Raw genomic sequence first — 22,049 nt, 5'->3', positions numbered from 1 at the left:
ACGATCGGATCGATTTCCCCATTCCGGGCCTGTTCGGTCAGGTCGGTGCAGAATTGCTCCAGCGCCTCGCCCTTGCCCATGGCGCCGGGGGCCATCGCATTCGAGGCTTCGCCCGGCTCGGCACCGCCGCCCACGTCGCTGCCATCCTGCGCGCCAAGGCGATCCTCGGGCGATCCTTCCGTGGCTTCGGCAAAATTGTCGGCTAGATCATCGGCGCCGATCTTGGCCAGCTCGGGCGACATCGACGCCAGGATATTGCGCAAGGCGGGTGTTTTCAGCATCCCCAGCAGCAGATAACCGCTGCGCACCTTGGAGTCTGAATAGAGCAGCGAGCCCCAGACCCAGCCGCGCTCCATTGCATCCATCAAATGATCGCTCAGATCCGAAATCGCCGAGGCCCCGCGCGGCAGCATATCCAGCGCCCGCGTCAGTTCCGTCGCGATCTTGCCGGTGTCCAGGTCATAGTGCTGGATGATCCGGTGCAGATCGCTGTCCTGTAGCGCCAGAAGCTGATGCATCCAGTGGACCAGCTCCACATAGGGATTGCCCCGCATCTTGCAGAATACGGTTGCGCCTTCGACGGCCTGATACCCCAGTTTGTTGAGCTTGCCGAACAAGGCCACACGGCTGATCTCGGTCATTTCACATAACTCCCTCTACTCGTTCTTGGGACCCGGCGGCGACACCGGGATACAGATACAGATCACCCGCATCGGGCTGGTCCTTGTCCGGATCGGGCCGCGAGCGGATCCAGCTGGTATGGCCCAGCCGGGTGCTGCCGCCGAGACTGGCGCGCGGCACCTCGTCTCCGGCCAGCACAAGATTCACATCCCAGTCCAGCACATCGCCGACGTAGGACCGCACGATGGACCGCAGACGCGAAAGGGCCCTCCCCCCCGGCAGCAGCCGATTATAATCCGCAAGGCTGAGCGGGCCGATCCGCAGGCGGAACTTGGCGGTTCTGCTCCAGACCTTGTCACCCAGGCTGGTGCTGCGCCCCAAAGCCCCGGATCCCAGTTGCCAGCGGTCATCCGGTTCCAGCTGCAGCCAGCTGCCGACGTATTCTTCCAGATGGACAGGCACCTCCAGGAAGGCGGACAGGATCGAGACCAGCCCTTCGGGATGCTTTGCGCCTTGCGAGAGGTGCCCCGAAAAATGCAGCTTCGCCAGATCCGGCATTGCATCGCGATCCGGCAAGCCCTTGCCGCTGTAGCCGGTAAAGGCAGCGATGCGTTTGGCCATCGGATCATCGGCGCGGTCAAAGCTGACGGCCGGCTGCCCCTGTGTCCAGGCCCGGTACAGAAGGCTCAGCATCCGGTGAGTCAGCATATCGGCAAAGGCCACCATGGTCGGATCACGGTGGTTCCGTTTGCGATCCCGGGCATATTCCGTCAGGTGCAGCGGCAGCGGACCCTGCGGCCCGAACAGACCAAAGAACCGGTTGGTCAGGCGCGCAGGCCGGTCGCCCTCTGGTGGGGTGAAGCCCGCAATGGTGGAGGGTGGAAAGGCCAGCTCGGCCTCCTGCCCCAGCCGCAGACGGTCCTCGCGCGGTCGACGGCTTTCGCCGAGGCGCGGGGCCTCGGCAAAATGCGCCTCCAGCAGCCGCAGGGCCTGAAAAACGTGATGCTCTTCAGGCGACGCGGCCAGCTGGCCATATAGACTCAGATCATCCGGCCGAGGCCCTTTTCCGGTCGCCATCTGGCAATGTCTCCGCGTTTCTCGGTTCGAAGAACCGTTTCCGTGAACGAATTGATGGTGGCATATCCGCGAAAGAACCGCTCCAGCACGGCCCCCAGCGCATAGATGTTGCTGCCTTCAAAAAAGCTTTCGTCAAATCCGATTGTGATCTCGAGCCCGCGCACGGCGGTCGACAGGATCTCGTCACTCATCCGCCGCACGATGGGGCGGCTCGACACCGATACGATCCCTTCCAATTGCTTTTCGGTGACCCGGTTTCCCAATGGGGCATAAAGGCCCACCAACTCGCGCAGGGCCTCTGCCGCCTGCCCCTTGCCGCTGTCGGCAATCGACACGTAGTTGAGGCTGAGATGGGAAATCAGCCGCCAGGCGGTATCCCCCTGCGCCAGAGTCGGATGCGGCCGCGTCGGAGCGACCGGCAAGGAAATCTTGCGTACCGGGCCGCCCTCCGGCAGGTGAAACACGTCATCGTTCCCGGTTGCCAGCAACAAGGGAAGATCCCGGTTGGTGCAAAGCGCATTGACCGCCAGCTGTTCCAGATGCGGCCCGAAGGGCGCCTGCGTCCGGTCCACCAGCGTCAGGTAGACTTCTGACCCCAGATAGGACGAGCGCACCCCGCGCAGGCGCTCCTTTTCGGATCTTTGCCGCATCCGGCGTTTGATCGTGTAATAGGCGGGATGGGTTTCCCCCGCAGCGGTAAAATCAGTGGCCGAATAGAACGGGCGGAAGACCACGTCATCTTCGCCTTCGCCGCTGATCCCGGTAACGCTCCGCAAGGCGTAGATTTCAAAATCCAGCCCCGCAGTCCGGTTCGGGATCACCTGATGTTCGGTGTCGTTCGGGGTGATACGGACCCGGTCGCAGCGTTTTTCAAACAAGTTCACCGCCGGAACCGCATTCAGCTGAAAAACCTCGGGCACGACGATGGGCTCGATACCGCGCATGCCTTCGCGCAGCAGGATGTAGATATCGACCTCATCTCCCTCGGCACGCTGCAATGCGGGCGCCAGCCCCTGAAGTTCCACAAAGCGGAACCGTTCGGGCATGGCAAAGTATTCCTGGAGCAGGCGATAGCCGTCGTAGGATTGCCGGGGCACTGGCAGCAAAGCCTCTTCGCGGGAAAACCCCTTTTGCACCACAGCGCCATCAGCCAAAGGCGCCTGCCAATCGGCCCTGCGGTTGGTTGACCGCGCGACGACCCCCTGCACCTGGGTGCACAGAAGTTCCAGCAAGGGCCAGCTGTTGCCCGCTGCGCTGGACAGGTAGATCTGCAACCGGTCCATGCCAAGATCGCGCAGCGCCTCACCATCGTTGCGTTTCAGCCGCAGGCGAATACCGGCGCGGGCATCAAAGCCGGTTGCAACCCCGGCGGCCACCAGATCCCCGCGACCGTCGATATACTGGGCCTCAGTGATCTCGATCGGCCACATGGTGATTTCTGCCGCGGTGCGAAATTCGCAAGGGGTCTGCTCCCCTTCGGTCAGGCGCGACCGCAGCACCGAGCCGCGCGGCATGACATAGCCGCTTTTGACGGCAGAGTTGCTGGTATCCGGTTCAAAGGCTGCGATCATCATCGACGGCGTGGGCGCAAGGTAATGCGGATAAATGATTTCAAGCAGGTTCGAAGTGAAATTGGGATACTGCAGCTCCAACTCCAGCTGCACCCGGGCCGACAGGAACGCGACCCCTTCCAGCAGCCGTTCCACATAGGGGTCGAGAACCTCAACCCCCTCCATACCCAGCCGCGCCGCAATTTTCGGATAGGCCGCAGCAAATTCGCTGCCCATGTCGCGCAGGTAATTCAGCTCGTTTTCATAGTGGTCCAGCAGCCGTGTATCCATTGCTACAGCCCTCGTTCCACGTTCACTTCACCGGTGGTCAGATCAACCTTGCTGCGCAGGTAAAGCTCCAGCGGCATCGGTTGCGCCCACATATCCGCGCGGATCTCCAGAGCCACCGTCATGCCTGCGGCCTCTGTTTCGCCGGTCAGGCGGACATCGACAGACCCTTCGATGATCCGCGGCTCATAGCGGGACACCGCCCGCTCGATCCCGCGCCGGATCATTTCCGTTTTCTCGCTGGTCGAATACTCACCCGAAACTTCACCCAGCCCGTAGTTCAGAACCGAAGCCGCCACCGCCGGATATCTGTCGACCGGAATATGGCTTTCTCCGTTCAGCGTGTTCAGCAGCCAGGACAGATCCCGCTGGATGATATCGCGGAGCCGGTTCAGGTCGATCACCCGCGATTCCCGGCTTTCCTTGCGGTTGCCGGGATCATTGTCCGTCAGCCGATCCAGCAAAGAGGGCTGAAGGCGTTCGGCAAGGGTCTGATCAGCCATCCGTCAGGCCGCCCTGCGGCTCATCCGTGTCCTCGGCGCCATGCAAGCGCAGACTGCGCAGATCCATAATCGCGATGTCCTGATCGCCAATGGTGAGCAACCGCTGACCGATGCCGATATAGGTATTCGCGCCGATATCCTGCCAATCCGTTGCCCGGGCCATCATGGCCTCCGGGTCTGCCTCGGTGCTCTCGGGATATCGGGTCGGCACCAGCGCAACCAGTTCTCCCCCGTTCACCAGGGTAATCGTTCCTGCCATCCAGACCCGATCGCGCAGATCAGCCGGTTCATCCAGTTCAAGCGACCGGATCTGGGAAAAGGGCATCCAGAAATACCGGCCGTTGATAATCACCTCCAGCACCGGGCCAAGCCGCATATCGGCATCGGCGATCCAGTCAAAGACCTTGCCATCCGCTTCGCCCGGGGTCGCCGGGGCCGCATCAAAAGCCTTGGCCCGGAGCGCTGCGGATTCATCGTGTTTGCCCTGCGCCAGAAGTTTCTGCGCCTCGATCAGATGCGCCAGCCAGTCCTGAGGCTCGCCAAAGATCATCGGGGCCTTTTCACCCTGAAAGACCTTCTCCCGGTACACCTCGCAAATGATCGCTTCGCGGTAGGTCTGCGCCATAAGCGTGGCGCCCGGATCCAGTTCCGCGCTCAGCTTCAGCTGGGCGATGGCCCGTTTCCAGTCCCCTAGAATACAGAGCAGTTGAAACAGGAAAATTCGCAGTTTCGCATTCGACGGGTCCGCCCGCACCTTATCCTGCAGGGCCGTCAGCGCCTTACCAGGATCGCCCGACTTCAGATATTCCTCGGGGGTCATGCGCCAACTCCGACAGTTACTTGATCACAAACAAATACCCCGGACGCCCAAAACGTCCGGGGCGAGGGCATATCAGTATTCGAATTTGCCCGACTGAACGTTCCACTGGAAGACAACAGGTTTTTCCAGTTTGCCGGTCTTCTGGTTCGTCGACTTGTAGGTGTGCTCGATCGCGGCATAGGCCAGCGACCAGGTTTCCTCGGGGATGCCATCCTCGCTCGCGGAGATCGAATAACTGTCGACCACCACATCCTTGAGCTTCCATTCGGAATAGGCCAGCAGACCTTCGGACTGGCTGTCACCCGAACGACACCAGTGCATGATGATTTCCGGACGCACCGTGCCGTTTGCAACGGATTTGGCAAGCTCGTTGGATGCCTTGCCCATCTGGGAGGTCAGCTCGATCTTACCAAAGTTCGAATTCGCATGCATCCGCTGGGTCGAGCCGAGATCGGTCATTTCGACAGCGCGTTCCACGTTCCAGCTGGCGGACTGGATCACGATCCAGTTCTTGTGGTTCTCTTCGGTTGCATCGCCTTCGATGTCCGAAATCTCGACGAACATATTCGCAGCCATTTTCTATCCTTTCAAATTCAGTACTCGTTAAGGCCAAATGTTTTGTCAGACCCTGTTGTGTTCGGCTGATGAGTGGAAATCAGCCTCCTTTTTCTGAGGGCAGTTTCGACACCAGCCGGAGCGAGACAGAAAGTCCTTCAAGCTGGTAATGCGGGCGCAGGAAAAATTTGGAGCTGTAATAGCCCGGGTTGCCCTCGACCTCTTCGACCACCACTTCCGCAGCGGCGAGAGGTTTGCGCGCCTTCTCGTTTTCCGATGAAATATCGGCGTTGAAATCGACGTAATTGTTGATCCAGTTCTGCAGCCAGCTTTCCATGTCCTGGCGGCTTTTGAACGACCCGACTTTGTCGCGTACCATGCATTTGAGGTAATGCGCGAAGCGGCAGGTGGCGAAAAGATACGGCAGGCGGGCCCCAAGGTTGGCATTCGCTGTCGCATCCGGATCGTCATATTCAGTGGGCTTGTGCAGGGATTGCGCGCCCATGAATGTCGCCACATCCGTGTTCTTACGGTGGATCAGCGGCATCATGCCGTTCTTGGCCAGTTCCGCCTCGCGCCGGTCATCAATGGCAATCTCGGTCGGGCATTTCTGATCCACACCGCCATCCGTGGTCGGGAAGGTATGCGATGGCAGCTCTTCCAGTGTACCGCCGCTTTCGACGCCGCGGATCCGCGAACACCAGCCGTAAGTCTTGAACGAGCGGGTGATATTGGTGGCCATGCCATAGGCGGCGTTGACCCAGCCGTATTTCTCGCTGCCCGCACCGCTGGTGTCTTCTTCGAATGCGAATTCATCCACCGGATCGGTCTTCGATCCATAAGGCAGACGGCCAAGAAAGCGTGGCATCGCCAGACCAACGTATTTGGAGTCTTCGCTTTCGCGCAGGGACCGCCAAGCGGCATATTCCGGCGTCTGGAAGATCTTGGTCAGATCGCGCGGATTGGACAGTTCGGACCAGCTGTCCATCTGGAACAGGGTCGGCTTGGCGCCCGTGATCAGCGGCGCATGGGTTGCAGCGGCGATCTTGGACATCTCGCCCAGCAGTTCGATATCCGGCGGAGAATGGTCGAAGTGATAATCCGCCACCAGCGAGCCATAGGGTTCACCGCCCAGCTGGCTAAATTCTTCGGTATAAAGCTTCTTGAAGATCGGAGACTGGTCCCAGGCAGTGCCTTTGAATTTCTTCAGAGTCTTGCCCAGTTCCTTTTTGCTGATCGGCATCACCCGAATTTTCAGCATCTCGTCGGTTTCGGTATTGTTGACGAGATAATGCAGCCCGCGCCAGGCGCTTTCCAGTTGCTGGAACTCTTCATTGTGCAGGATCAGGTTGACCTGCTCGGTCAGCTTCTTGTCGATCTCAGCCACGATGCTCTCGATCGAGCGCAGGGCATCGTCGGAAATCAGCCCGGTATTGGCCAGGGCCTGTTCGGCCAGCGTCTTGACCGCGCTTTCGACTGCGGTCTTGGCCTGATCGGACTTGGGGCGGAATTCCTTTTGCAGGAGGTTTTCAAATTCGGCGGAGCCAAAGGCGCTTTCGGCAACGGCGGCTTCGGTCTGGAGTTCTTCGTCAGCCATTGTGATCCTCCTTATTCCGCATCAGACCCGGCATCGCCGCCGGGTTTCGGTTGGGCCGCCAGGGTTTTCAGCAGGCTCGGATCCTGCATGATTTTTGCAATCAGATCCTCGGCGCCGGTCTTGCCATCCATGTAGGTCATCAGGTTGCTCAGCTGCGTGCGCGCATCCAGCAGCTCGCGCAGCGGCTCGACCTTGGCAGCGATAGCAGCCGGTTTGAAATCATCCATGCTTTCAAAAGTGATATCGACGGCCAGGTTCCCCTCGCCGGTCAGCGTGTTGGGCACGGTGAAAGAGGCACGCGGCGCCATGGACTTCATCCGGTCATCGAAGTTGTCCACGTCGATTTCCAGAAACTTGCGATCGGCGACTGCGGGTTGTTCCACCTCGGATTTCCCGGTCAGATCCGCCATCACACCCATAACAAAGGGCAGCTGGACCTTCTTTTCCGCGCCGTACAGCTCCACATCATATTCGATTTGAACCCGGGGCGCCCGGTTCCGGGCGATGAACTTTTGTGAACTTCCGGCCATCTAGGTCTCCTTACTCGTCAATTCCGTGGCACGATGCGGTGATCTTTTCGATCTGTCGTCACACGCCACTGTCCCTGTTGTTTCAATCGTCGTCCTCAATGCCGCCGATCAACTGCACATTCTCCAGACCGCGTGGCGCCATGTCGTTCATGATGGTAAGGAAATCGGCCCCCACCAGACGCTTTGCCCGCTCCAGCAGTAATGGCACCGGACTCGATGGTTCCTCGCGTGCGTAATAGCCAATGATGCGGTCCAGCATGTTGGACACATCCGCCGGTGAGTTGATCGCCCCCGGCGCAATCCCGGCAGCTGCAGCGGGCGCTGCCACGGCAGCTCCGGCCTCGGCCTCTTCTGCCACATCGGCCTCCGGCGCCTCGGCGCCCTCTTCGACATTGCCATAGTCGCGCAACCGTTTGGCAATCTGCTGCAGCAGCTTGATCAGCGGATCCAGTTCTGGCCCCTGCCCCGGTGTCTGTTCGTCGAACACCGCAGAGATTGCCTTAACGTTCTCGACCGCCGTTTCAGCCGCCGCCAGCCGGGTCGCGACCCCTTCGGGATCGCTGTCCTGAAAGGCAGCACTTATGGTCGCCTGATCCGGCACCCGCTCCATGTCCGATGGCGCCGTCGCAATCCCTTCGGCCACTTCCATCTCCCGCAGGGAGAAGCGGCCAAATCCGCGGCTGTCACTCAGCGGGGTGCGGCGCAGAGACCGGTAGACCGGTGAAGGCCCTGCCATGCCACCGGGTTGACCGCAAAGATCCTGAACCGCGTTGATCCGCATGATCGGATCGCCGTCGTCTTCATCAAGCTCGGGGTGGCAGGTGTCCCAGTATTGCTCAAGACAGCCGCGCATGAATGTGGTCACATCCGCAAAGCCGGACAGACCTTCGGATTGCAGCAAGGCATCGGCCAAAAACACGGCAGCCCGCAGATCGTGGCTGCGCTCCAGAACCTCTGTCGCCTTGACCGCGACTTCGCGGTAATCGGGATCCGTCGCCTCGGTGCGCTCATCGCCGATAACGGTTTCTTCCCCCGGCTGAGCAGCAAGCTCCATATCCGTGAAGGCCGGGTCATACTCGAGATTTGCACCGCTTGGTGCATCCTCTTCCTTTGGCTGCAGCAGTACCGCCGGATCCATCTGACCTCCCAAAACCCGGTGAAACGCAGTCCGCGCCGCTACAACAAGTATTCAATCGATACCCATGCAGCGGTGTGAACCGCGCCACTCTAAAACAATAACTTGACGTCAAGTGAGCCTTATCGAATTCTTAAAGTCAATTGTTTTCACGTCCTTTTGCGAGTGGTGGTCATGTGTGCAGACCGGGTTAACGGTGACGATGTCAGGACGATGGTGCGGGAAGGCGCCAAGAAGCGGATGAGCTTTGCCTTCTGCCTGGATGGCTCCAAGGATCCGCTACTGATGATCCAGCCCGGCAAAAAACCCGAAACCTTGCGCAACCCGGTTAAGCAGGCCGGAGGAACAAACCCAATGGCCTGGGGCACCTATGTTGTGCGGGACGGCGAGATGGAAATGATCTGCGAACAGGCCCCGGGCAAGATGATCACGGCGCTGAAAAAGTTCCTGCAAAGGAACCGGCCCAAGGTGAACGTGCTGTTCTATGATGACGGCGGCAACCTTCTGGACAGTCTCAAACCCGAAGGCGAAAGCAAGGGGCAGGCGGATGTCGATGATGTCTCGGCCACCGGCATCGACGCCAGCGCGGTGGCACCTCTGACACGGCGTCTGAAACGCATCCAGCCAAGGATTGCACTGGCTCCGGGGCCACTGGAGCTGAAACTGAAACGCGCCCTGTCCAAATCGGTCAAGCTGATCAACGCGGGCCGTCTGCAAGAGGCCGAAACCCTGATCGTGGTGATCGAACGGGCCATCGCCAGAATCGGAAAGGACCGCGAAAGCGCCGACAAAAGCATGCGCCGCGGCCAGCGGGAAATGGACCAGCGCTCGCTTGGCGCGCAGGTCAAACGCGCCCAAGCCCTCAGGGCCAATGTCGCCCGCGCCCCGGGCCCGGCCCGCGACCGTCTGGACCGGGCCGTACATGTCGCCGCGCGCCTGTTGAAGAAACGCGATCTCAGCGGCGCACAATCGGTCATGGACCGCATCGAAAAAGCCCTGACCACGCTTGTCTGACCCCACCCGGGCGCAGTCGAGTTTTTAATTACATTTTGAAGAACTGGAGACTTTCATGCCCCTCAAATTCCTGCACGTCGCGGCCGTGATGGTCGCGGTTACGCTCATTGCCCTGCCCCGCAATGCCATGGCCGAGACAGGCCCGCTGCTGGTGGAGCTGAACAAGACCGAAGAGATCGACGGCGGTGGGTGCCGCGCCTTCTTCCTGTTCCGCAATCAAACCGGGAAAAGCTTTGCCGGGTTTGAAATGTCTCTGGCGATCCTTGATGCTGGCGGTGTTATCGACCGGCTTCTGTCGGTGGATGCCGCCCCCCTGCCCGTTCAGCGCACAACCCTGAAACTCTTTGAAATTCCCGACATCGCCTGCGGCAACATTTCCGAGATCCTGCTGCATGACATCACCTCCTGCCAGCCGCAGAACGAAGAGCAGATGGATTGCTTTCCGATCCTCAACCTTGAATCGCGCGCAGCTGCGCAGCTGGTGAAATAAGATGGCCGCCACCTGGGAAATGCTGGGCACTGGCGGGCCAGTCATCGCCTTGTTGGCGCTGATGTCGCTACTGTCCCTCACCGTGATCGCGGTGAAGCTGATCCAGCTCTGGTCCGTCTGCAGCGGAGAGGCGGCGCGGGCAAAAGCGATCGACCTCTGGAGCGGCGGCGACCGGAAAAGTGCCAAAGACGCAATCACAGCGGGCCGCGCCCCGGCCGACCGTGTCATGACCTATGCGATGGACGCCCTGGGCAGCGGCCTCAAAGGCCCTCTGCTGATGTCCGAACTTGAGCGGCGCGGCAACGAAGAGGTCGCGGGCATGAACAGCCTGATCCGGTTGCTGGAACTCATCGCCATGGTGTCGCCCTTGCTGGGGCTTCTGGGCACCGTTCTGGGCATGATTCAGTCTTTTCAGGAGCTAGAACTGGCTCAGGGCGCTGCAAACGCCTCGGTTCTGGCCGGCGGGATCTGGCAGGCGCTGCTGACCACCGCGGCAGGGCTGCTGGTGGCCATTCCTGCGGCCATCGCGGCAGGGCTTTTCGCATCCCGGATCGAACGCGCAGCCCAGACCATCGAAAGCGCCGTGGGCAGGCTGATGCTGGCCGACGCCAGCCGCTGATCGGATGGTGGCGCCATGATCCTGAAACGAGCCTCAAGACCCCGCGCGCTGATCTCGTTGGTGCCGATGATCGACGTGATGCTGATCCTGCTCGTGTTTTTCATGGTCACCTCGACCTATCTGAACCTTGATATGATCCCGGCCCTACGGGCCGCCGACGGGGCAACAGGCCCTGCCGCAACGCCAACCGATACGGTGATGATTCGCCTCGGCGCAGATGGCATTCCGGTGATCCGGGGGCAGCCCCTGTCCGGCTCCGAGTTGGACAGCCTCCTGCGCAGCACCATTGCCACCGATCCTCTGACACAGGTTCTGATCCTGCCCTCCGGCGCGGCCTCGACGCAGGCTCTGATCAGCGTGATGGACAAGGCCGCACAAGCCGATGTGCAGCAGCTACGGGTCCTGAGGCTGGAGGTGCAGCCATGAAGCTGACCCGCCCTGCCCGCGCAGCCCAATCCGAAACGATCATTGCCCTGATCGATGTGGTGTTCTTCCTGCTCATTTTCTTCATGCTGATCGGACGGATGGACGCCACCGCTCCATTTGAAGTCACCCCGCCCCATGCCGAAACCGGACGCGATATGCCCGCTGGCGGCATCACGCTGGCCGTATCAGCGAAGGGCGCCCTGGCGCTGGATGGCGATGACATGCGCCCCGAAGATCTGCCCGACGTGCTGAGCGAGCATTTGCAGGATAACCCGGATCTGCGCCTACGGATCAACGCCCACCGCGCGGCAGAGCTGCGCAATGTCCTGCCTCTGGTCAGCCGCGCGCAACAGCTCGGCTTCCGCGATGTGGTTCTGGTCGTCACCCCCGAGACCGGCGGATGACATCGCGGGCCTCCATATGGGGTGCGGGTCTTGTCGCATCTGGCCTGGCCCATGCGGCCATGGCAGGCGCGCTGGTGTTCAACCTGCGCCCCGATGATCTGGTCAAACAGCCCACGCCCCAAAGCAGCCTGACAATGGCGGCGCAACGGCTGAACCGCAGCCAGGCAATCCCGCAGCAGCCCGAAGGCGAGGCCGCCGCAGAGGCTGATCCGCAACAAGAGGGGCTGGCGGCCAATCCGCTGCCGCAATCAGAGGCGCGCCCGGCCGAGCCGCAACCACAGGCCCTTGCGAGCTCGCCCCCCTCCCCTGCCCCGGTCGCGGCAGCCGCGCCCGCGCAAAGTGCAGCGATCGCGCAAACCCCACCTGCGGCGCAGCCTATTGCGTCAGCGCAAGTCAAACCGGCTGCGGTCACCAGCCTATCTCCCGAGATCACACCATCCATATCGACCACACCGTCTGCCGATGTGGCGCTTGCCGCAACCGATCTACCGCCTGCCCGCCTTGCACCGGCTGCAGAGCCCTCACTCGACGTGAAAACAGCGGCCCCGGCTGCGCAGCCCATTGCTCAGTTCGCCCCTGACACGGCGCCGGTGCCGCAGGCATCGCCATCAGTGGATGCGGCGCAAACGCTCCCGCCCAAAGCTACGGTTTTGCCCACCGCCGTTCCGCAAAGCGATCAGGTCACCGCCGCTCTTGCCTTTCAGGGCGGCACACCTGACGGGATCGACCCTGTCTCACTGGCCGCCTTCCAAAGCTTCATGGCGCCCACCGCCGCTGCGTCAGACGGAAACAGCCTGCGGGATGGGCTGCTGGGCAGTCTAGCCGCCGTGCCCTGTTCCCGGCTGCAGGTTGCCTTTGACCCGGATACCGCCACGCTGTCCCTGCGGGGTCATATTCCGGAAGACGGGATGCGGGCACCGGTGCTTGCCGCCCTTCAGGCGCAGATGGGACAGGACATCACCGTATCCGACCAGATGCGCCTGCTACCGCGCCCGCAATGCGGCGCCCTTGCCGGGATCGGAGAGGTCGGCCTGCCGCAAAGTACGGATCAGATCACCAATCCCCTGCTGGTCGGGGACGACGCCCACGCCCGGGTCCTCTCCTATGCAGGCGGCGACCGACTGTTCTTCGATCTGACCGCGCCGGATTACCCCGCCTATGTCTATGTCGATTATTTCGATGCAGGCGGGCAGGTGCTGCATCTGGTCCCAAATGAAACCATCGCACTACAGCAAACCCCTGCCAAAGATCCGCTGCGCGTTGGTGCCAAGGAAGACGGAGATCCCGGCCTGCAGATCGCCGTTGGCCCGCCCTACGGGCAGGAAATCGCAGTCGCCTTTGCCGCCTCTCATCCGCTTTATTCCGGGCTGCGTCCTATCAGCGAACCCGCCGAACCCTATCTGGCTTGGCTGCGCGAGCGTGTGACAGAAGCAAGAGAGCAACATACTGATTTTAAAGGGGAATGGGTCTATTTCCTTGTCACCACGCACGCGCCCTGATCCCGCCCTGCATCATGCGGAACAGGCAGGCACCCAATCTGCAAGCGTGATAGATGATCCCCTATTGGCAGCCCCCGGCGGCCCAGGATTTCAGCGTGCGTTTCAAGGCGCCGCCGAACGGATGCTGCTTGGACAGGGAACGCTGCATATTGAGGCTAAGATAGGTATTGCCCTGATCGCATAGACGCTCCCGGTTCCATTGATGGCAGGCGCTGCAGGTCTGCTCTTTCCAGTAGCTTTCCGGCAGCCCCTCGATTGGGGGGAACATCGGCGACAGATCGACCACTTCGGCCAGGCTTTTGCCCGCAAGCGCTGCTACCTCTGCATCCAGAGGGCTGGCATAGGTGACCGGCCCTGAATCCGCGGGTCTTGGCCCCGGATCTTCGGCAGGCGCCGCGACGACCTCCGGCTCTCCCCCGGCCTCTGGATCCGTGCCGGAACCGGCCGTCAGCGCCGCGATTTCGGTGCGGGCGATCTCGGCATAGGTGCCAGCCGGGTAATTTTGCAGATAGGCCTCATAAGCGCTGAGGCTGCCATCCTGCTGCGCCGCATTGAACATGGCTGTTTCGGCCTCGTCGGGACCTTGTGACGTGGGCGCAGGCGCCGCGGTGCCACCACCGGCCAGTTCCTCTGCCATGACGTCCTTCAGCATGTCCCGCGCCTCCTGGGTATAGGCCCCGTCGGGATAGCCGCGCAGGAACAGCATCAGCTGCACCGGATCCCGCGTCGCCTCGACCGAGCGCCACAACTGCAGCTCCTCAGTCTCTGCCGGTGTGAGCGCCCGTTCCTCAGGAGCCTTGGCAAAGACGAAGTCGCTGACCAGCGATGAGGTATCCCAGGGGGTCTGCTGTCCCCGGCTCTGCTCCAGTACCGCGCGGCGCACGTCCTTGAACACCTGCTCGACCGGCTGGCCCGGGACCTGAATTTGCGTCGCCAATGCTTGGGTAAACGGGCTGTTGTCCCCGTCCCCATCCAGAGCCACCCCACCCGGAGACGTCGCATAGGCCAGGAAGGTGCCGGTCGGAGCCTTCATTTCGGCCAGACCGCTTTCGTCCAGATCCGGCACATTTTCGAACGGATTGTTGCGGCAGGCATCCAGAATCACAAGGTTGGTTCGATTGCGCGCCGAAGCCATCTGCCGCAGCACTGATTGCGCTTCGACCGCCATCAGGTCCAGATCCGCGGCATCGGCCAGCGCAACATCGACCGGCAGCAGGTAGTTGTTGCCAAAGCTTTGCACCCCGTGCCCGGCGTAATAGAACAATCCGGTGGCATCTTCCCCCGCCGCCCGCAGGCTGCGCCCGAAATGGGCAATCGCTCGCTTCATCCCGACCTGTGTCAGATCCGTCTCAACAGTGACCGTAAATCCAAGCTGTTCCAACGTCTGCGCGATCAACTGTGCGTCCCGGTCGGGGTTGTCCAACGCGGTGACGGATGCATAGGCAGAGTTGCCAATGACCAGGGCTAGACGTTCTTCCGCCCTCGCATGACTGGCTCCCCAAAACACAACCAAAAGAAGAGCGAGACCAATTCGGATCGCCGCAAACATCGCGCGCATTTACTTTACTCCAACACCTTTTCACACCGTCGCAGCATCCACAAAGGATCGCAAGGCCGGGAAATTCCTGCCGAAAGTATCGCCATCCTTGCGCCACACCACAAGTTTCCTGTTATGCTAGCAGCAGTTCCCTACTATTTCGTGCTATGCGGGGAACAGTGTCCTAGTTCCGCCAGGAGTGGCTTGTCCCATGTTCCGATTGCTCATTCTTCCGATTTTCCTCGTCCTTTTCACCCTGCCCCGCACGGTTTTTGCGGCCGATCCGTTCGAACACGGCTGGCAACTGGATCCGGAAATTTCCACCATCACCTTCCTGTCGGTCAAGAAAGGCACCATCGCCGAGACCAGCGAATTCGCGGCCTTCAGCGGGCAGATCACCGAAAAAGGCATCGCCCAGATCAAGATCGCGTTGGATTCGGTCGATACCAAGATCGACCTGCGCAATGTGCGGATGCGGTTCCTGTTCTTTGAAACCTTCGCCCATCCCGAGGCCACCGTCACCGCGGTTCTGGATCCGGCGCAGCTGGCGGACCTGCCCACAGTGCGCCGCAAGCTGATGCAGGTTCCCGTCACCCTGTCGCTGCATGGCGCCGATGTCGACCTGTCCCCGCGGGTTGCGGTAACCCTGCTGGACAATGACCGGGTCAATATTTCCTCGGTCGATCCCGTCATCCTGCAGCTGAAGGATTTCAACCTGATGGCCGGGCGCGAGAAGCTGGAGGAAGCCGCCAATGTCACCATCACACCGCTGGGGATCGTCAATCTCAACCTGACCTTCCAACGCACCTCCCCCGGAACGGCGCCAGCCATCGCCGCGCCTGTGTCCGGAGCCTCGGCCGCGCTGGAAACCGCCGGAGATTTCAGCCGCGAGGCCTGCCTTGGCCGGTTCGATATTCTGTCCCGCAGCCGCAGCGTGAACTTTGCCCCGTCCACCGCGCGGCTGGACCGAACCTCGATCATCTTTCTGGACAGCCTGTATGATATCGTCAGCCGCTGCCCCTCGATCATTCTTGAGGTTGGCGGTCACACCGACAGTCAGGGCCAGGCGGCCTGGAACATGCGACTGAGCCAGCAACGCGCCGATGCGGTGGTGAGCTATCTGACCCGCAAAGGCATTGGGGCGGATCGACTGAAACCGGTCGGCTATGGTGAAACCACGCCGCTGGTGTCCAACGACACCGCGCAGAACCGGGCCAAGAACCGGCGGATTGATTTCAAGGTTCTGAACTGACCCACGGCAAACCGGCAAAAAAGAAAGGGCTGTCCCCGTGGGGACAGCCCTTTTGCTTTCTCCAAGACATTTCGCCCTGTGGCTAGGATCTATTCCGCGCCCCGGTCCAGCGTGGTGAAGAAGGCCGAGATTGCCTCTTCCAGCCGCCGCCGGTCGATGGCGGAAAAATCCCGTTCCATCGCCATCTCGATCTTCCCATCCCGGGCCTGACACCGCACCGTCCCCGCGGGGACAGCGCAGCGCAGGGTCGTCTTTGCACTGGCCGATTTCGGCGCGGTCCCACCAGCGGGACTGCTGGAAGCTTCGGATGTCGGCGATGTCAGGACACCCCGCAACAGCACCAGTTCTGCCTCTGCCGTATCAGGCCGCAGAGACCGCAGCTGCGCCTGCAACTGCGCTTGCGCCTTTGGATCATCCGCCAGCCGCTTCTTCAGATCGAGCCCCAACGCGCGGGGGATCACCTCAGGGAAGGTAAGCTCGGGCCCGATCATGAGCAGCAAGTCGGCAAAATGGCGAATGTAGCTGCGTTTCTGACGACCGGCAGAGGCATAGAGAAGCCGCACGGCCTCATCAATGCTGTCCGCCTCCGTCTCGGGATCCTGCGCATAGGACACGGCCAGCTGCGCCATCTCGGCAAAGGAGATATCCCGGCGCACCAAGTTTTCGTCGACCATCCGGCGATAGAGGCCCTGCAGGGTTTCCCCCTTGGCCACTAGCCCAGCCGGAATGGCTGCGAAGCTGTCATCACCTGTTTCCTCAAGCAGGGCACGATAAGCCGACAGACGCCGAAAGCCCTGAACCAGCTGATAGACACCCCCGTCTTCCTCGACCCGGATCGGGTTCGACAGCCCGATCGAGCGGATCGAATCCTTCAGCTCATCCAATTCGGGATCCCGGCTGACAGAGCGGTCCCGGACCAGTTTGTCAGTGCGGATCTTCCCCAGCGGGATCCGGTCCACGACCAGCCCCAGTTTCTTGAGTCGCACGAACTCATGCGCCAGCCGGTCATTTTCCGCTCGGATCGTTTTCTCTGCCTCGGCGCGCTGGCGCAGGGCATCTGCGTTCTCGGTGATAGCCGTCGCCATCGGACCGCGCCGCGCTGCGCCTGAGCCTGATCCCTCAGCCGTGTTCTGCCGAGGCGGTTCGGCCGGAGCCGGGGCAGGGGAGTCTTCTGGAAAATCGATGTCGAAAACTCTGCGCTTGCTCATGCTTCATCCTCCAGCTTTTCCCAGGCGGCGACCGCGTTTGTCTTGAATTCATCATAGGCCTGATCAAATGACGCCCGCGCACGCCGCCAGGTTTCGCGCGTCATGTCCCGGTAATCGATCTCGTAGATCGAGCTCAGGAACCGTCCTGACTGTTCGACCGCGCGTGTCATTTCGATCGGGTGCTCGGTCATCCTGCCATCGAAAACCTTCATGAAGGCACTACGCATCGCGCGGTGCAGATCGTTGCCGGATTCATAGCGCGTCAACAGGAAGCGGACGTCCTGAAACACCTTCGGCAAAGAGAACGTCCCCGCGGGGACAACCCCGTTGAAGGCCGACAGATCCTCAAGCGCTTCGGACAGCTGTCCGATAAAGGAGGTGGTGGAATCGTATTCCCAGTAGCCCGGCCCAGACGGGATGTAGAGCATGTCGGCCGCAAAGACCGCATTCATCGACTGATAGCCAATCGCCGGCGGGCAATCGAAAATGATCAGGTCATATTCATCCGCCGGTAGCTGATCGAGGTAGCGCGACACAGCCGCAAAGAAGGACCATTCGGGATTGAGGTAGCGGTACTGCGCGCTGGCAAATTCGACAAAGGCCGCATTGGCGCAGCTGGGCACCAGATCAATCGTCGGCCAACTGGTCGGCTTGATGAAATCCCCGATGCGCAGATCCTGCAGACCCATGCCGGTGATCGATCCCGGCAGGCGACGTTCGGGCAGGGCGGCCCCGGTTTCGGCGCCCCGGGCTGATGCATTCATGCGTTCGGTTTCGCGCACCAGATCCCGCGCCATAATGCCCCAGACCGTATAGTCCTCGGTCACGTCGCTCAGCCCCATGGAGTGAGAGAGGGTCGCCTGCGGGTCGAAATCGAGGCAGAGCACCCGGTATCCGTCCAGCGCCGCCGCATGGGCGAAATGCAGTGCCACGGTGGACTTGCCGGCGCCGCCCTTGAAGTTGGAGATCGCCACCCGCAGAGCGCGCTTGCCCGCCGGGCGCTGCGGCAGCAGGGACTTGCGGTTGATCTTGATCCGGCGCCGCAGCTCGTTGATCTCTTCCAGGGAATACCAGCGCTGGCGGCCGTCTTCTTCGACCTGTCCCTGCGGCAGGGAGGGGTCGGCCGCCAACCGCCCGCGTAGAGTGGATTGATTGACCTTGCAAATCAGCTCTGCGACTTCCCAGCTGGAAAATCTGCGCAGGGTCTTTTCCATCTCGGGGGAAAATGTCTGCTGCCGGATCCAGCTTTGCATCTTGAGTGACTGCGCCTGCAACCGGGCTAGGTCTTCGTGTGTAAACATGACTGCTCCTACATCAAAGTGGCATAGGTCCCGTTTGCCCAGGACGCTAATTCTGCCTCAAAACCCATTTACGCCGGATTTGCAAAAAACGCAAAACCTATTATTGTCTGGATTTGCGTCCTGTCCCTGCGGGGACACCTTGTTCAGAAGGCTGAAAACAAACGCCTGTGTCACCGCTCCGCCGATTCGGAGGCACATGGCAAAACGTCCTGGTTTTTGGCGGTCATTGGCGCAGATATTGGGGGACATAAAGAAACACCCCCCAACCTATTGGGGGACATTTTGCATCCAATAGGGGACATAAAGGGCGTCCCCCAATACCATTGATACCAATTTTCTTATCAGAAAAAGGTTTAGGTATGCCCGACCAACCCGATGGGTTCTTGACAGAATCGGAACTCCGGACGCAAATTAAGCCAAGATACAGAAAAACGTTGAGTTCGGATCGAAACCGACCAACACGACGGCTGCGTTCTCTCAGACAAGATAACACAGCACATGAGGCAACGGGCTGCTTTTCAATACGAGACAGCAGCCATGGCGGGAACGGGGATGGCAATGCTTGCCAAAAGACCAGCGGGTCGTCATGCGGCGGCGATCAAATACGATGTTCTCACTGCCATGGGAGCATATGCGCTGGCACAGAGTCCGACCTCCCAACGACTTGTTCTTCGTTTACTGACGCTTCTGACAGCTCGCTACAACTGGCAACGGGATGAACTCGCTGTAGGCCAGCGCGAGATTGCCCGGCTCTGGGATGTGGACGAGCGCACCGTGAAGCGAGAGATGGCCAAGCTGCGCTCCATGGGATGGCTGGTCATCAAACGGCAGGGCGCGCGGGGCAGGGTCTCTCAGTACGGTCTGGGGCTGGACCGGATACTGGATGACACCCGGGACCGCTGGGCCGCCGTAGGCCCTGATTTTGACTGCAGGATGAGCGGTAGCGACGAACAACCAACCAATGTGGTGCCCTTGCGCAGCGAGGCCAACGCACCGGCGCCGGATCTGTCTGATGGCACCGAATGGAGCCTCGCCAAGGGGTTGCTGCATACTGAGGACATGGCGACCTATACGGCGTGGATACAGGCTCTGACACGGGAGAGCAGGGCAGGGGGCCGCCTGGTGCTGCGCGCGCCGAGCCGGTTCCATGCGACCTATGTCATGTCGCACCTGAAGCGCAGATTGCTGACCGCCTGCCGTGATGTGGACAGCGACATTACAGACATTACCGTCGTGTCGTGAAGAAAGGCGCCCCGCATCGGAGGGCGCCTAGAACGGTAGGTGAACCTATCGGCGATGCCCGCCGGGCACCTGACGTTCGAAATAGCCGAACATAAGGCTGATGATACCTGCAATCACCATATAGACCAGCGCCAGCAGCAAGAGCGGCTCATAGACGATGAAGGTGTCGGAGCGAACGCGGGAGGACACCGCGTAGATGTCCATCACCGTGATAGTGGCAATCAGGGGCGTTGCCTTCAATTGCAGGATGGTTTCCCCGCCAAGCGTCGGCAGCACGTTGCGCACGGCCTGAGGCAGCCAGATGCGGCGGAACATGGTCATCCGGGGCATGCCAAAGGATTTGGCCGCCTCCAGCTGTCCACGGGCAACGCCAGAGAATGCGCCCCGCATCACCTCGCCCTCGTACCCGGCATAAGACAGCGTCAGCGCCAGCACCGCATAGGGCCAGGCCTGCCGCAGGTACGGCCAGAGTTCAGAGGAACGGATCCAAGGAAACTGCGGAAACAAGGAGCCAAGCCCATAATACAGCAGCCAGATCTGCAGCAGCAACGGGGTGCCACGTATCACCGTGCAGAACATCCGGGCCGGGGCGGACAGATACCAAGGCCCCACCGCCTGGGCGAGCCCCAGCGGCACCGCCAGAAGAAAGCCAAGTATGGTTGTCACCACGAGGATCCAAAGCGTGGTCCACATGCCCTCGATCGCCAGCGGCATGTATTTCGGCAGCCAGTCCCAGCGCAGGCTGACGGCGCACCAGACAACAAAGGCCGCAAAAAGCGCCAGCATCACGATCCGATGCGGTTGGAAAAATGCGCGCAGGCTGGTCATTGGCGGCCCTCCTTTAGCGACGGCTGACCACGGCGGGCCCATTTCTCAACCCGGCCAAAGATGACCCCGGAGCAGAGCGTAACCAGCAGGTAGAGCGCCCCGGCAGCAAGGAAGAAGGTGAAATAGGCGCGGGTGCTGCTGGCGGCCTGTTTGGTCTCCAGCGTCAGCTCGTTGAAACCGACAACGGCCAGCAATGCGGTGTCCTTGGTCGCAATCAGCCACAAATTCGCCAGACCCGGCGTGGCAAAGGCCATCATCGCCGGAATGGTGACCCGGCGCATGGTCATCAATGCAGGCATCCCATAGGCGCGGGCCGCTTCGATCTGACCGGGCGGGACGGCTTGAATGGCGCCGCGCAGCACTTCGGTCGCATAGGCGCCCTGCACGATCCCCAGAACCCAGATGCCGGCGGCGACCCCGTTGATCTCGACCCGCCCACCGCCAAGCAGCGCGGACGCCTTGTTGATAAGATCGGTGCCCACGTAATAGAGGATCAGGATCAGCACCAGTTCGGGAACGGCGCGGATCACGGTGGTGTATACGGCCAGAAGGTCACGCGTGACCTTCCCGCCGTAAAGTTTTCCATAGGCCCCGAACAGCCCGATCAGAAGCCCCAGTCCAAAAGCACCAAAGGCGATTTGCAGAGAATTTGCCAACCCGCGCAGCAGGTTGCTTCCCCAGCCTGGAGCCGACAGCGATAGCAGTGCTGCGCTGTCAGCCAGACCAAGCGCGTTCAGGAAGTCAGTCACGGTAGCGCCTTAGTAGATGCTGGTCGTGAAGTACTTCGAGGTGATTTCGGCGTGGGTGCCGTCGGCAAGGATCTTGGCGATCCCTTTGTTCAGCGCCGCCTTCAGATCCTCTTCACCCTTGCGCACACCGGCGCCGACACCTTTGCCCAGAATGGCAGGGTCGTCTTTCACCGGACCTTTGATCTCGCAGCAGGCGCCTGCGTCAGAACCGACGAAATCCGCCATGGCGATGCTGTCGGCCTGGGTCGCGTCGATGCGGCCGGCGAACAGATCCTGGTTGGCTTCGTCCTGGGTCTGATAGACGCGGATTTCGGCGTCCTTGAAGTATTCCTGCGCATAGGCCTGGTGGATGGTCGAGGCCTGCACGCCCAGGATCTTGCCTGCCAGCGATTCAGGGGTCGGCTCAATGTCCATGGACTTGTCCGCAACGATCACCGTGGGGGTGTTATAGTAAGCGTCGGAGAAATCGATGGTTTTCATGCGCTCTTCGGTGATCGACATGGAGGCCATGATGGCGTCGATCTGCTTGCCGGTCAGCGACGGGATAATGCCGTCCCATGCAACCGGAGTAATCACGCAATCCAGTTCGGCAGCGGCGCAAACCGCGTTGATGACGTCGATTTCCCAACCAACCCAGTTGCCGGAGCTGTCAGCCGAAGCAAAGGGCGGATAGGGTTCGGCCGCGATACCGATCTTCACTTCTTCTGCTGTGGCCATGGTCGCGGCCAGCGCCAGCGCGGCGGTTGTCGCGGAAAGCAATGATTTGAATGTCATAGGTATTCTCCCTGAGTTGAGATGATTGGC

22 protein-coding genes and 1 pseudogene are annotated in these 22,049 nt (G+C 61.0%); 8 read left to right on the top strand and 15 right to left on the bottom strand.

The window, feature by feature from the left end; all coding sequences use genetic code 11:
• From C6W91_RS16440 to tssA, 9 genes and pseudogenes are all read right to left on the bottom strand, one after another.
• A pseudogene (locus tag C6W91_RS16440) lies at positions 1 to 641 on the bottom strand (type VI secretion system ATPase TssH); the annotation flags it as partial.
• A 1-nt stretch (position 642) separates the two neighbouring features.
• A complete protein-coding gene (gene tssG / locus C6W91_RS16435; protein WP_274830723.1) occupies positions 643 to 1,698 on the bottom strand; it encodes a type VI secretion system baseplate subunit TssG in 1,056 nt (351 codons plus the stop codon).
• Positions 1,662 to 3,539: a type VI secretion system baseplate subunit TssF gene (gene tssF / locus C6W91_RS16430; protein WP_274837458.1), complete on the bottom strand. Its 1,878-nt coding sequence runs from the start codon at positions 3,537 to 3,539 to the stop codon at positions 1,662 to 1,664. Before tssF ends, tssG begins: the two co-directional genes overlap by 37 nt.
• Positions 3,540 to 3,541: 2 nt before the next feature.
• Positions 3,542 to 4,039 carry a type VI secretion system baseplate subunit TssE gene (gene tssE / locus C6W91_RS16425; protein ID WP_274830725.1) on the bottom strand — a complete coding sequence of 166 codons (498 nt, stop codon included), beginning with the start codon at positions 4,037 to 4,039 and terminating at the stop codon, positions 3,542 to 3,544.
• Positions 4,032 to 4,859, bottom strand: coding sequence for a type VI secretion system accessory protein TagJ (locus C6W91_RS16420; protein WP_274834719.1), 828 nt, complete (start codon positions 4,857 to 4,859; stop codon positions 4,032 to 4,034). The genes tssE and C6W91_RS16420 overlap by 8 nt, the downstream gene beginning before the upstream one ends.
• A 72-nt stretch (positions 4,860 to 4,931) precedes the next feature.
• Positions 4,932 to 5,435 carry a type VI secretion system tube protein Hcp gene (locus C6W91_RS16415; RefSeq protein ID WP_274830727.1) on the bottom strand — a complete coding sequence of 168 codons (504 nt, stop codon included), beginning with the start codon at positions 5,433 to 5,435 and terminating at the stop codon, positions 4,932 to 4,934.
• A gap of 79 nt (positions 5,436 to 5,514) precedes the next feature.
• On the bottom strand, positions 5,515 to 7,011 hold the full coding sequence (tssC, locus tag C6W91_RS16410; protein WP_274830728.1) for a type VI secretion system contractile sheath large subunit: 1,497 nt from the start codon (positions 7,009 to 7,011) through the stop codon (positions 5,515 to 5,517).
• 11 nt (positions 7,012 to 7,022) lie between these two features.
• On the bottom strand, positions 7,023 to 7,541 hold the full coding sequence (gene tssB, locus C6W91_RS16405; RefSeq protein ID WP_274830729.1) for a type VI secretion system contractile sheath small subunit: 519 nt from the start codon (positions 7,539 to 7,541) through the stop codon (positions 7,023 to 7,025).
• 82 nt (positions 7,542 to 7,623) lie between these two features.
• Entirely contained in the window at positions 7,624 to 8,679 is a 1,056-nt protein-coding gene (gene tssA, locus C6W91_RS16400; RefSeq protein WP_274839924.1) for a type VI secretion system protein TssA, read from the bottom strand.
• A gap of 171 nt (positions 8,680 to 8,850) precedes the next feature.
• Here tssA and C6W91_RS16395 point away from each other — a divergent pair, with 171 nt between their 5' ends.
• The 6 genes from C6W91_RS16395 to C6W91_RS16370 are packed head-to-tail and all read left to right on the top strand — an operon-like array spanning position 8,851 to position 13,128.
• Complete coding sequence (locus C6W91_RS16395; RefSeq protein ID WP_274830731.1) at positions 8,851 to 9,690, top strand: hypothetical protein; 840 nt, start codon at positions 8,851 to 8,853, stop codon at positions 9,688 to 9,690.
• A 55-nt stretch (positions 9,691 to 9,745) separates the two neighbouring features.
• The gene (locus C6W91_RS16390) at positions 9,746 to 10,180 is read left to right on the top strand and encodes a hypothetical protein (RefSeq protein ID WP_370571136.1); all 435 of its coding nucleotides are present in this window, start codon (positions 9,746 to 9,748) and stop codon (positions 10,178 to 10,180) included.
• Between the two features lies 1 nt (position 10,181).
• Positions 10,182 to 10,799, top strand: a complete 618-nt coding sequence (locus C6W91_RS16385; RefSeq protein WP_274830733.1) for a MotA/TolQ/ExbB proton channel family protein — start codon at positions 10,182 to 10,184, stop codon at positions 10,797 to 10,799.
• A 15-nt stretch (positions 10,800 to 10,814) separates the two neighbouring features.
• Complete coding sequence (locus C6W91_RS16380) at positions 10,815 to 11,225, top strand: biopolymer transporter ExbD (RefSeq protein ID WP_274839926.1); 411 nt, start codon at positions 10,815 to 10,817, stop codon at positions 11,223 to 11,225.
• Positions 11,222 to 11,629: a biopolymer transporter ExbD gene (locus C6W91_RS16375; protein ID WP_274839927.1), complete on the top strand. Its 408-nt coding sequence runs from the start codon at positions 11,222 to 11,224 to the stop codon at positions 11,627 to 11,629. The genes C6W91_RS16380 and C6W91_RS16375 overlap by 4 nt, the downstream gene beginning before the upstream one ends.
• Complete coding sequence (locus C6W91_RS16370) at positions 11,626 to 13,128, top strand: DUF4384 domain-containing protein (RefSeq protein ID WP_370571135.1); 1,503 nt, start codon at positions 11,626 to 11,628, stop codon at positions 13,126 to 13,128. Before C6W91_RS16375 ends, C6W91_RS16370 begins: the two co-directional genes overlap by 4 nt.
• 61 nt (positions 13,129 to 13,189) lie before the next feature.
• Here C6W91_RS16370 and C6W91_RS16365 read toward each other — a convergent pair whose 3' ends face one another.
• Complete coding sequence (locus C6W91_RS16365) at positions 13,190 to 14,686, bottom strand: caspase family protein (RefSeq protein ID WP_274833987.1); 1,497 nt, start codon at positions 14,684 to 14,686, stop codon at positions 13,190 to 13,192.
• Between the two features lie 190 nt (positions 14,687 to 14,876).
• Between C6W91_RS16365 and C6W91_RS16360 the strand changes: the two genes are divergently transcribed.
• A complete protein-coding gene (locus C6W91_RS16360; RefSeq protein WP_274830738.1) occupies positions 14,877 to 15,917 on the top strand; it encodes an OmpA family protein in 1,041 nt (346 codons plus the stop codon).
• 89 nt (positions 15,918 to 16,006) lie between these two features.
• Here the strand turns inward: C6W91_RS16360 and C6W91_RS16355 are convergent, their stop codons facing one another.
• Positions 16,007 to 17,125 carry a ParB N-terminal domain-containing protein gene (locus C6W91_RS16355; protein ID WP_274833985.1) on the bottom strand — a complete coding sequence of 373 codons (1,119 nt, stop codon included), beginning with the start codon at positions 17,123 to 17,125 and terminating at the stop codon, positions 16,007 to 16,009.
• Positions 17,122 to 18,426, bottom strand: coding sequence for an AAA family ATPase (locus tag C6W91_RS16350; protein WP_274839929.1), 1,305 nt, complete (start codon positions 18,424 to 18,426; stop codon positions 17,122 to 17,124). Before C6W91_RS16350 ends, C6W91_RS16355 begins: the two co-directional genes overlap by 4 nt.
• A 558-nt stretch (positions 18,427 to 18,984) precedes the next feature.
• Between C6W91_RS16350 and C6W91_RS16345 the strand changes: the two genes are divergently transcribed.
• Positions 18,985 to 19,668, top strand: coding sequence for a hypothetical protein (locus tag C6W91_RS16345; RefSeq protein ID WP_274830741.1), 684 nt, complete (start codon positions 18,985 to 18,987; stop codon positions 19,666 to 19,668).
• Positions 19,669 to 19,713: 45 nt separating this feature from the next.
• Here C6W91_RS16345 and C6W91_RS16340 read toward each other — a convergent pair whose 3' ends face one another.
• Genes C6W91_RS16340 through C6W91_RS16330 form a run of 3 tightly spaced genes read right to left on the bottom strand, consistent with a single transcriptional unit; the run spans position 19,714 to position 22,019 of the window.
• Positions 19,714 to 20,496, bottom strand: coding sequence for an ABC transporter permease (locus C6W91_RS16340; RefSeq protein ID WP_274833981.1), 783 nt, complete (start codon positions 20,494 to 20,496; stop codon positions 19,714 to 19,716).
• Positions 20,493 to 21,245: an ABC transporter permease gene (locus C6W91_RS16335; RefSeq protein WP_274833979.1), complete on the bottom strand. Its 753-nt coding sequence runs from the start codon at positions 21,243 to 21,245 to the stop codon at positions 20,493 to 20,495. The genes C6W91_RS16340 and C6W91_RS16335 overlap by 4 nt, the downstream gene beginning before the upstream one ends.
• 9 nt (positions 21,246 to 21,254) lie before the next feature.
• Entirely contained in the window at positions 21,255 to 22,019 is a 765-nt protein-coding gene (locus C6W91_RS16330; RefSeq protein WP_274830744.1) for a transporter substrate-binding domain-containing protein, read from the bottom strand.
• Between the last annotated feature and the right edge of the window lie 30 nt (positions 22,020 to 22,049).

The sequence above is a fragment of the Phaeobacter sp. SYSU ZJ3003 genome, from assembly GCF_041300735.1.
Taxonomy (GTDB): Bacteria; Pseudomonadota; Alphaproteobacteria; order Rhodobacterales; family Rhodobacteraceae; genus Phycobacter; species Phycobacter gallaeciensis_A.
The sequence above is the reverse complement of the archived record's forward strand: the minus strand, read 5'-3'. Positions and strand labels throughout refer to the sequence as shown.

What these genes read in the sequence shown, in the direction of transcription:
- C6W91_RS16350 (WP_274839929.1), bottom strand. Translation starts at nt 18,426, where the DNA reads ATGTTTACACACGAAGACCTAGCCCGGTTGCAGGCGCAGTCACTCAAG.
- C6W91_RS16390 (WP_370571136.1), top strand. Translation starts at nt 9,746, where the DNA reads ATGCCCCTCAAATTCCTGCACGTCGCGGCCGTGATGGTCGCGGTTACG.
- C6W91_RS16420 (WP_274834719.1), bottom strand. Translation starts at nt 4,859, where the DNA reads ATGACCCCCGAGGAATATCTGAAGTCGGGCGATCCTGGTAAGGCGCTG.
- C6W91_RS16375 (WP_274839927.1), top strand. Translation starts at nt 11,222, where the DNA reads ATGAAGCTGACCCGCCCTGCCCGCGCAGCCCAATCCGAAACGATCATT.
- C6W91_RS16370 (WP_370571135.1), top strand. Translation starts at nt 11,626, where the DNA reads ATGACATCGCGGGCCTCCATATGGGGTGCGGGTCTTGTCGCATCTGGC.
- tssG (WP_274830723.1), bottom strand. Translation starts at nt 1,698, where the DNA reads ATGGCGACCGGAAAAGGGCCTCGGCCGGATGATCTGAGTCTATATGGC.
- C6W91_RS16345 (WP_274830741.1), top strand. Translation starts at nt 18,985, where the DNA reads ATGCTTGCCAAAAGACCAGCGGGTCGTCATGCGGCGGCGATCAAATAC.
- C6W91_RS16355 (WP_274833985.1), bottom strand. Translation starts at nt 17,125, where the DNA reads ATGAGCAAGCGCAGAGTTTTCGACATCGATTTTCCAGAAGACTCCCCT.
- tssC (WP_274830728.1), bottom strand. Translation starts at nt 7,011, where the DNA reads ATGGCTGACGAAGAACTCCAGACCGAAGCCGCCGTTGCCGAAAGCGCC.
- C6W91_RS16395 (WP_274830731.1), top strand. Translation starts at nt 8,851, where the DNA reads ATGTGTGCAGACCGGGTTAACGGTGACGATGTCAGGACGATGGTGCGG.
- C6W91_RS16385 (WP_274830733.1), top strand. Translation starts at nt 10,182, where the DNA reads ATGGCCGCCACCTGGGAAATGCTGGGCACTGGCGGGCCAGTCATCGCC.
- C6W91_RS16380 (WP_274839926.1), top strand. Translation starts at nt 10,815, where the DNA reads ATGATCCTGAAACGAGCCTCAAGACCCCGCGCGCTGATCTCGTTGGTG.
- C6W91_RS16365 (WP_274833987.1), bottom strand. Translation starts at nt 14,686, where the DNA reads ATGCGCGCGATGTTTGCGGCGATCCGAATTGGTCTCGCTCTTCTTTTG.
- C6W91_RS16360 (WP_274830738.1), top strand. Translation starts at nt 14,877, where the DNA reads ATGTTCCGATTGCTCATTCTTCCGATTTTCCTCGTCCTTTTCACCCTG.
- C6W91_RS16340 (WP_274833981.1), bottom strand. Translation starts at nt 20,496, where the DNA reads ATGACCAGCCTGCGCGCATTTTTCCAACCGCATCGGATCGTGATGCTG.
- tssE (WP_274830725.1), bottom strand. Translation starts at nt 4,039, where the DNA reads ATGGCTGATCAGACCCTTGCCGAACGCCTTCAGCCCTCTTTGCTGGAT.
- C6W91_RS16415 (WP_274830727.1), bottom strand. Translation starts at nt 5,435, where the DNA reads ATGGCTGCGAATATGTTCGTCGAGATTTCGGACATCGAAGGCGATGCA.
- C6W91_RS16330 (WP_274830744.1), bottom strand. Translation starts at nt 22,019, where the DNA reads ATGACATTCAAATCATTGCTTTCCGCGACAACCGCCGCGCTGGCGCTG.
- tssB (WP_274830729.1), bottom strand. Translation starts at nt 7,541, where the DNA reads ATGGCCGGAAGTTCACAAAAGTTCATCGCCCGGAACCGGGCGCCCCGG.
- tssF (WP_274837458.1), bottom strand. Translation starts at nt 3,539, where the DNA reads ATGGATACACGGCTGCTGGACCACTATGAAAACGAGCTGAATTACCTG.
- tssA (WP_274839924.1), bottom strand. Translation starts at nt 8,679, where the DNA reads ATGGATCCGGCGGTACTGCTGCAGCCAAAGGAAGAGGATGCACCAAGC.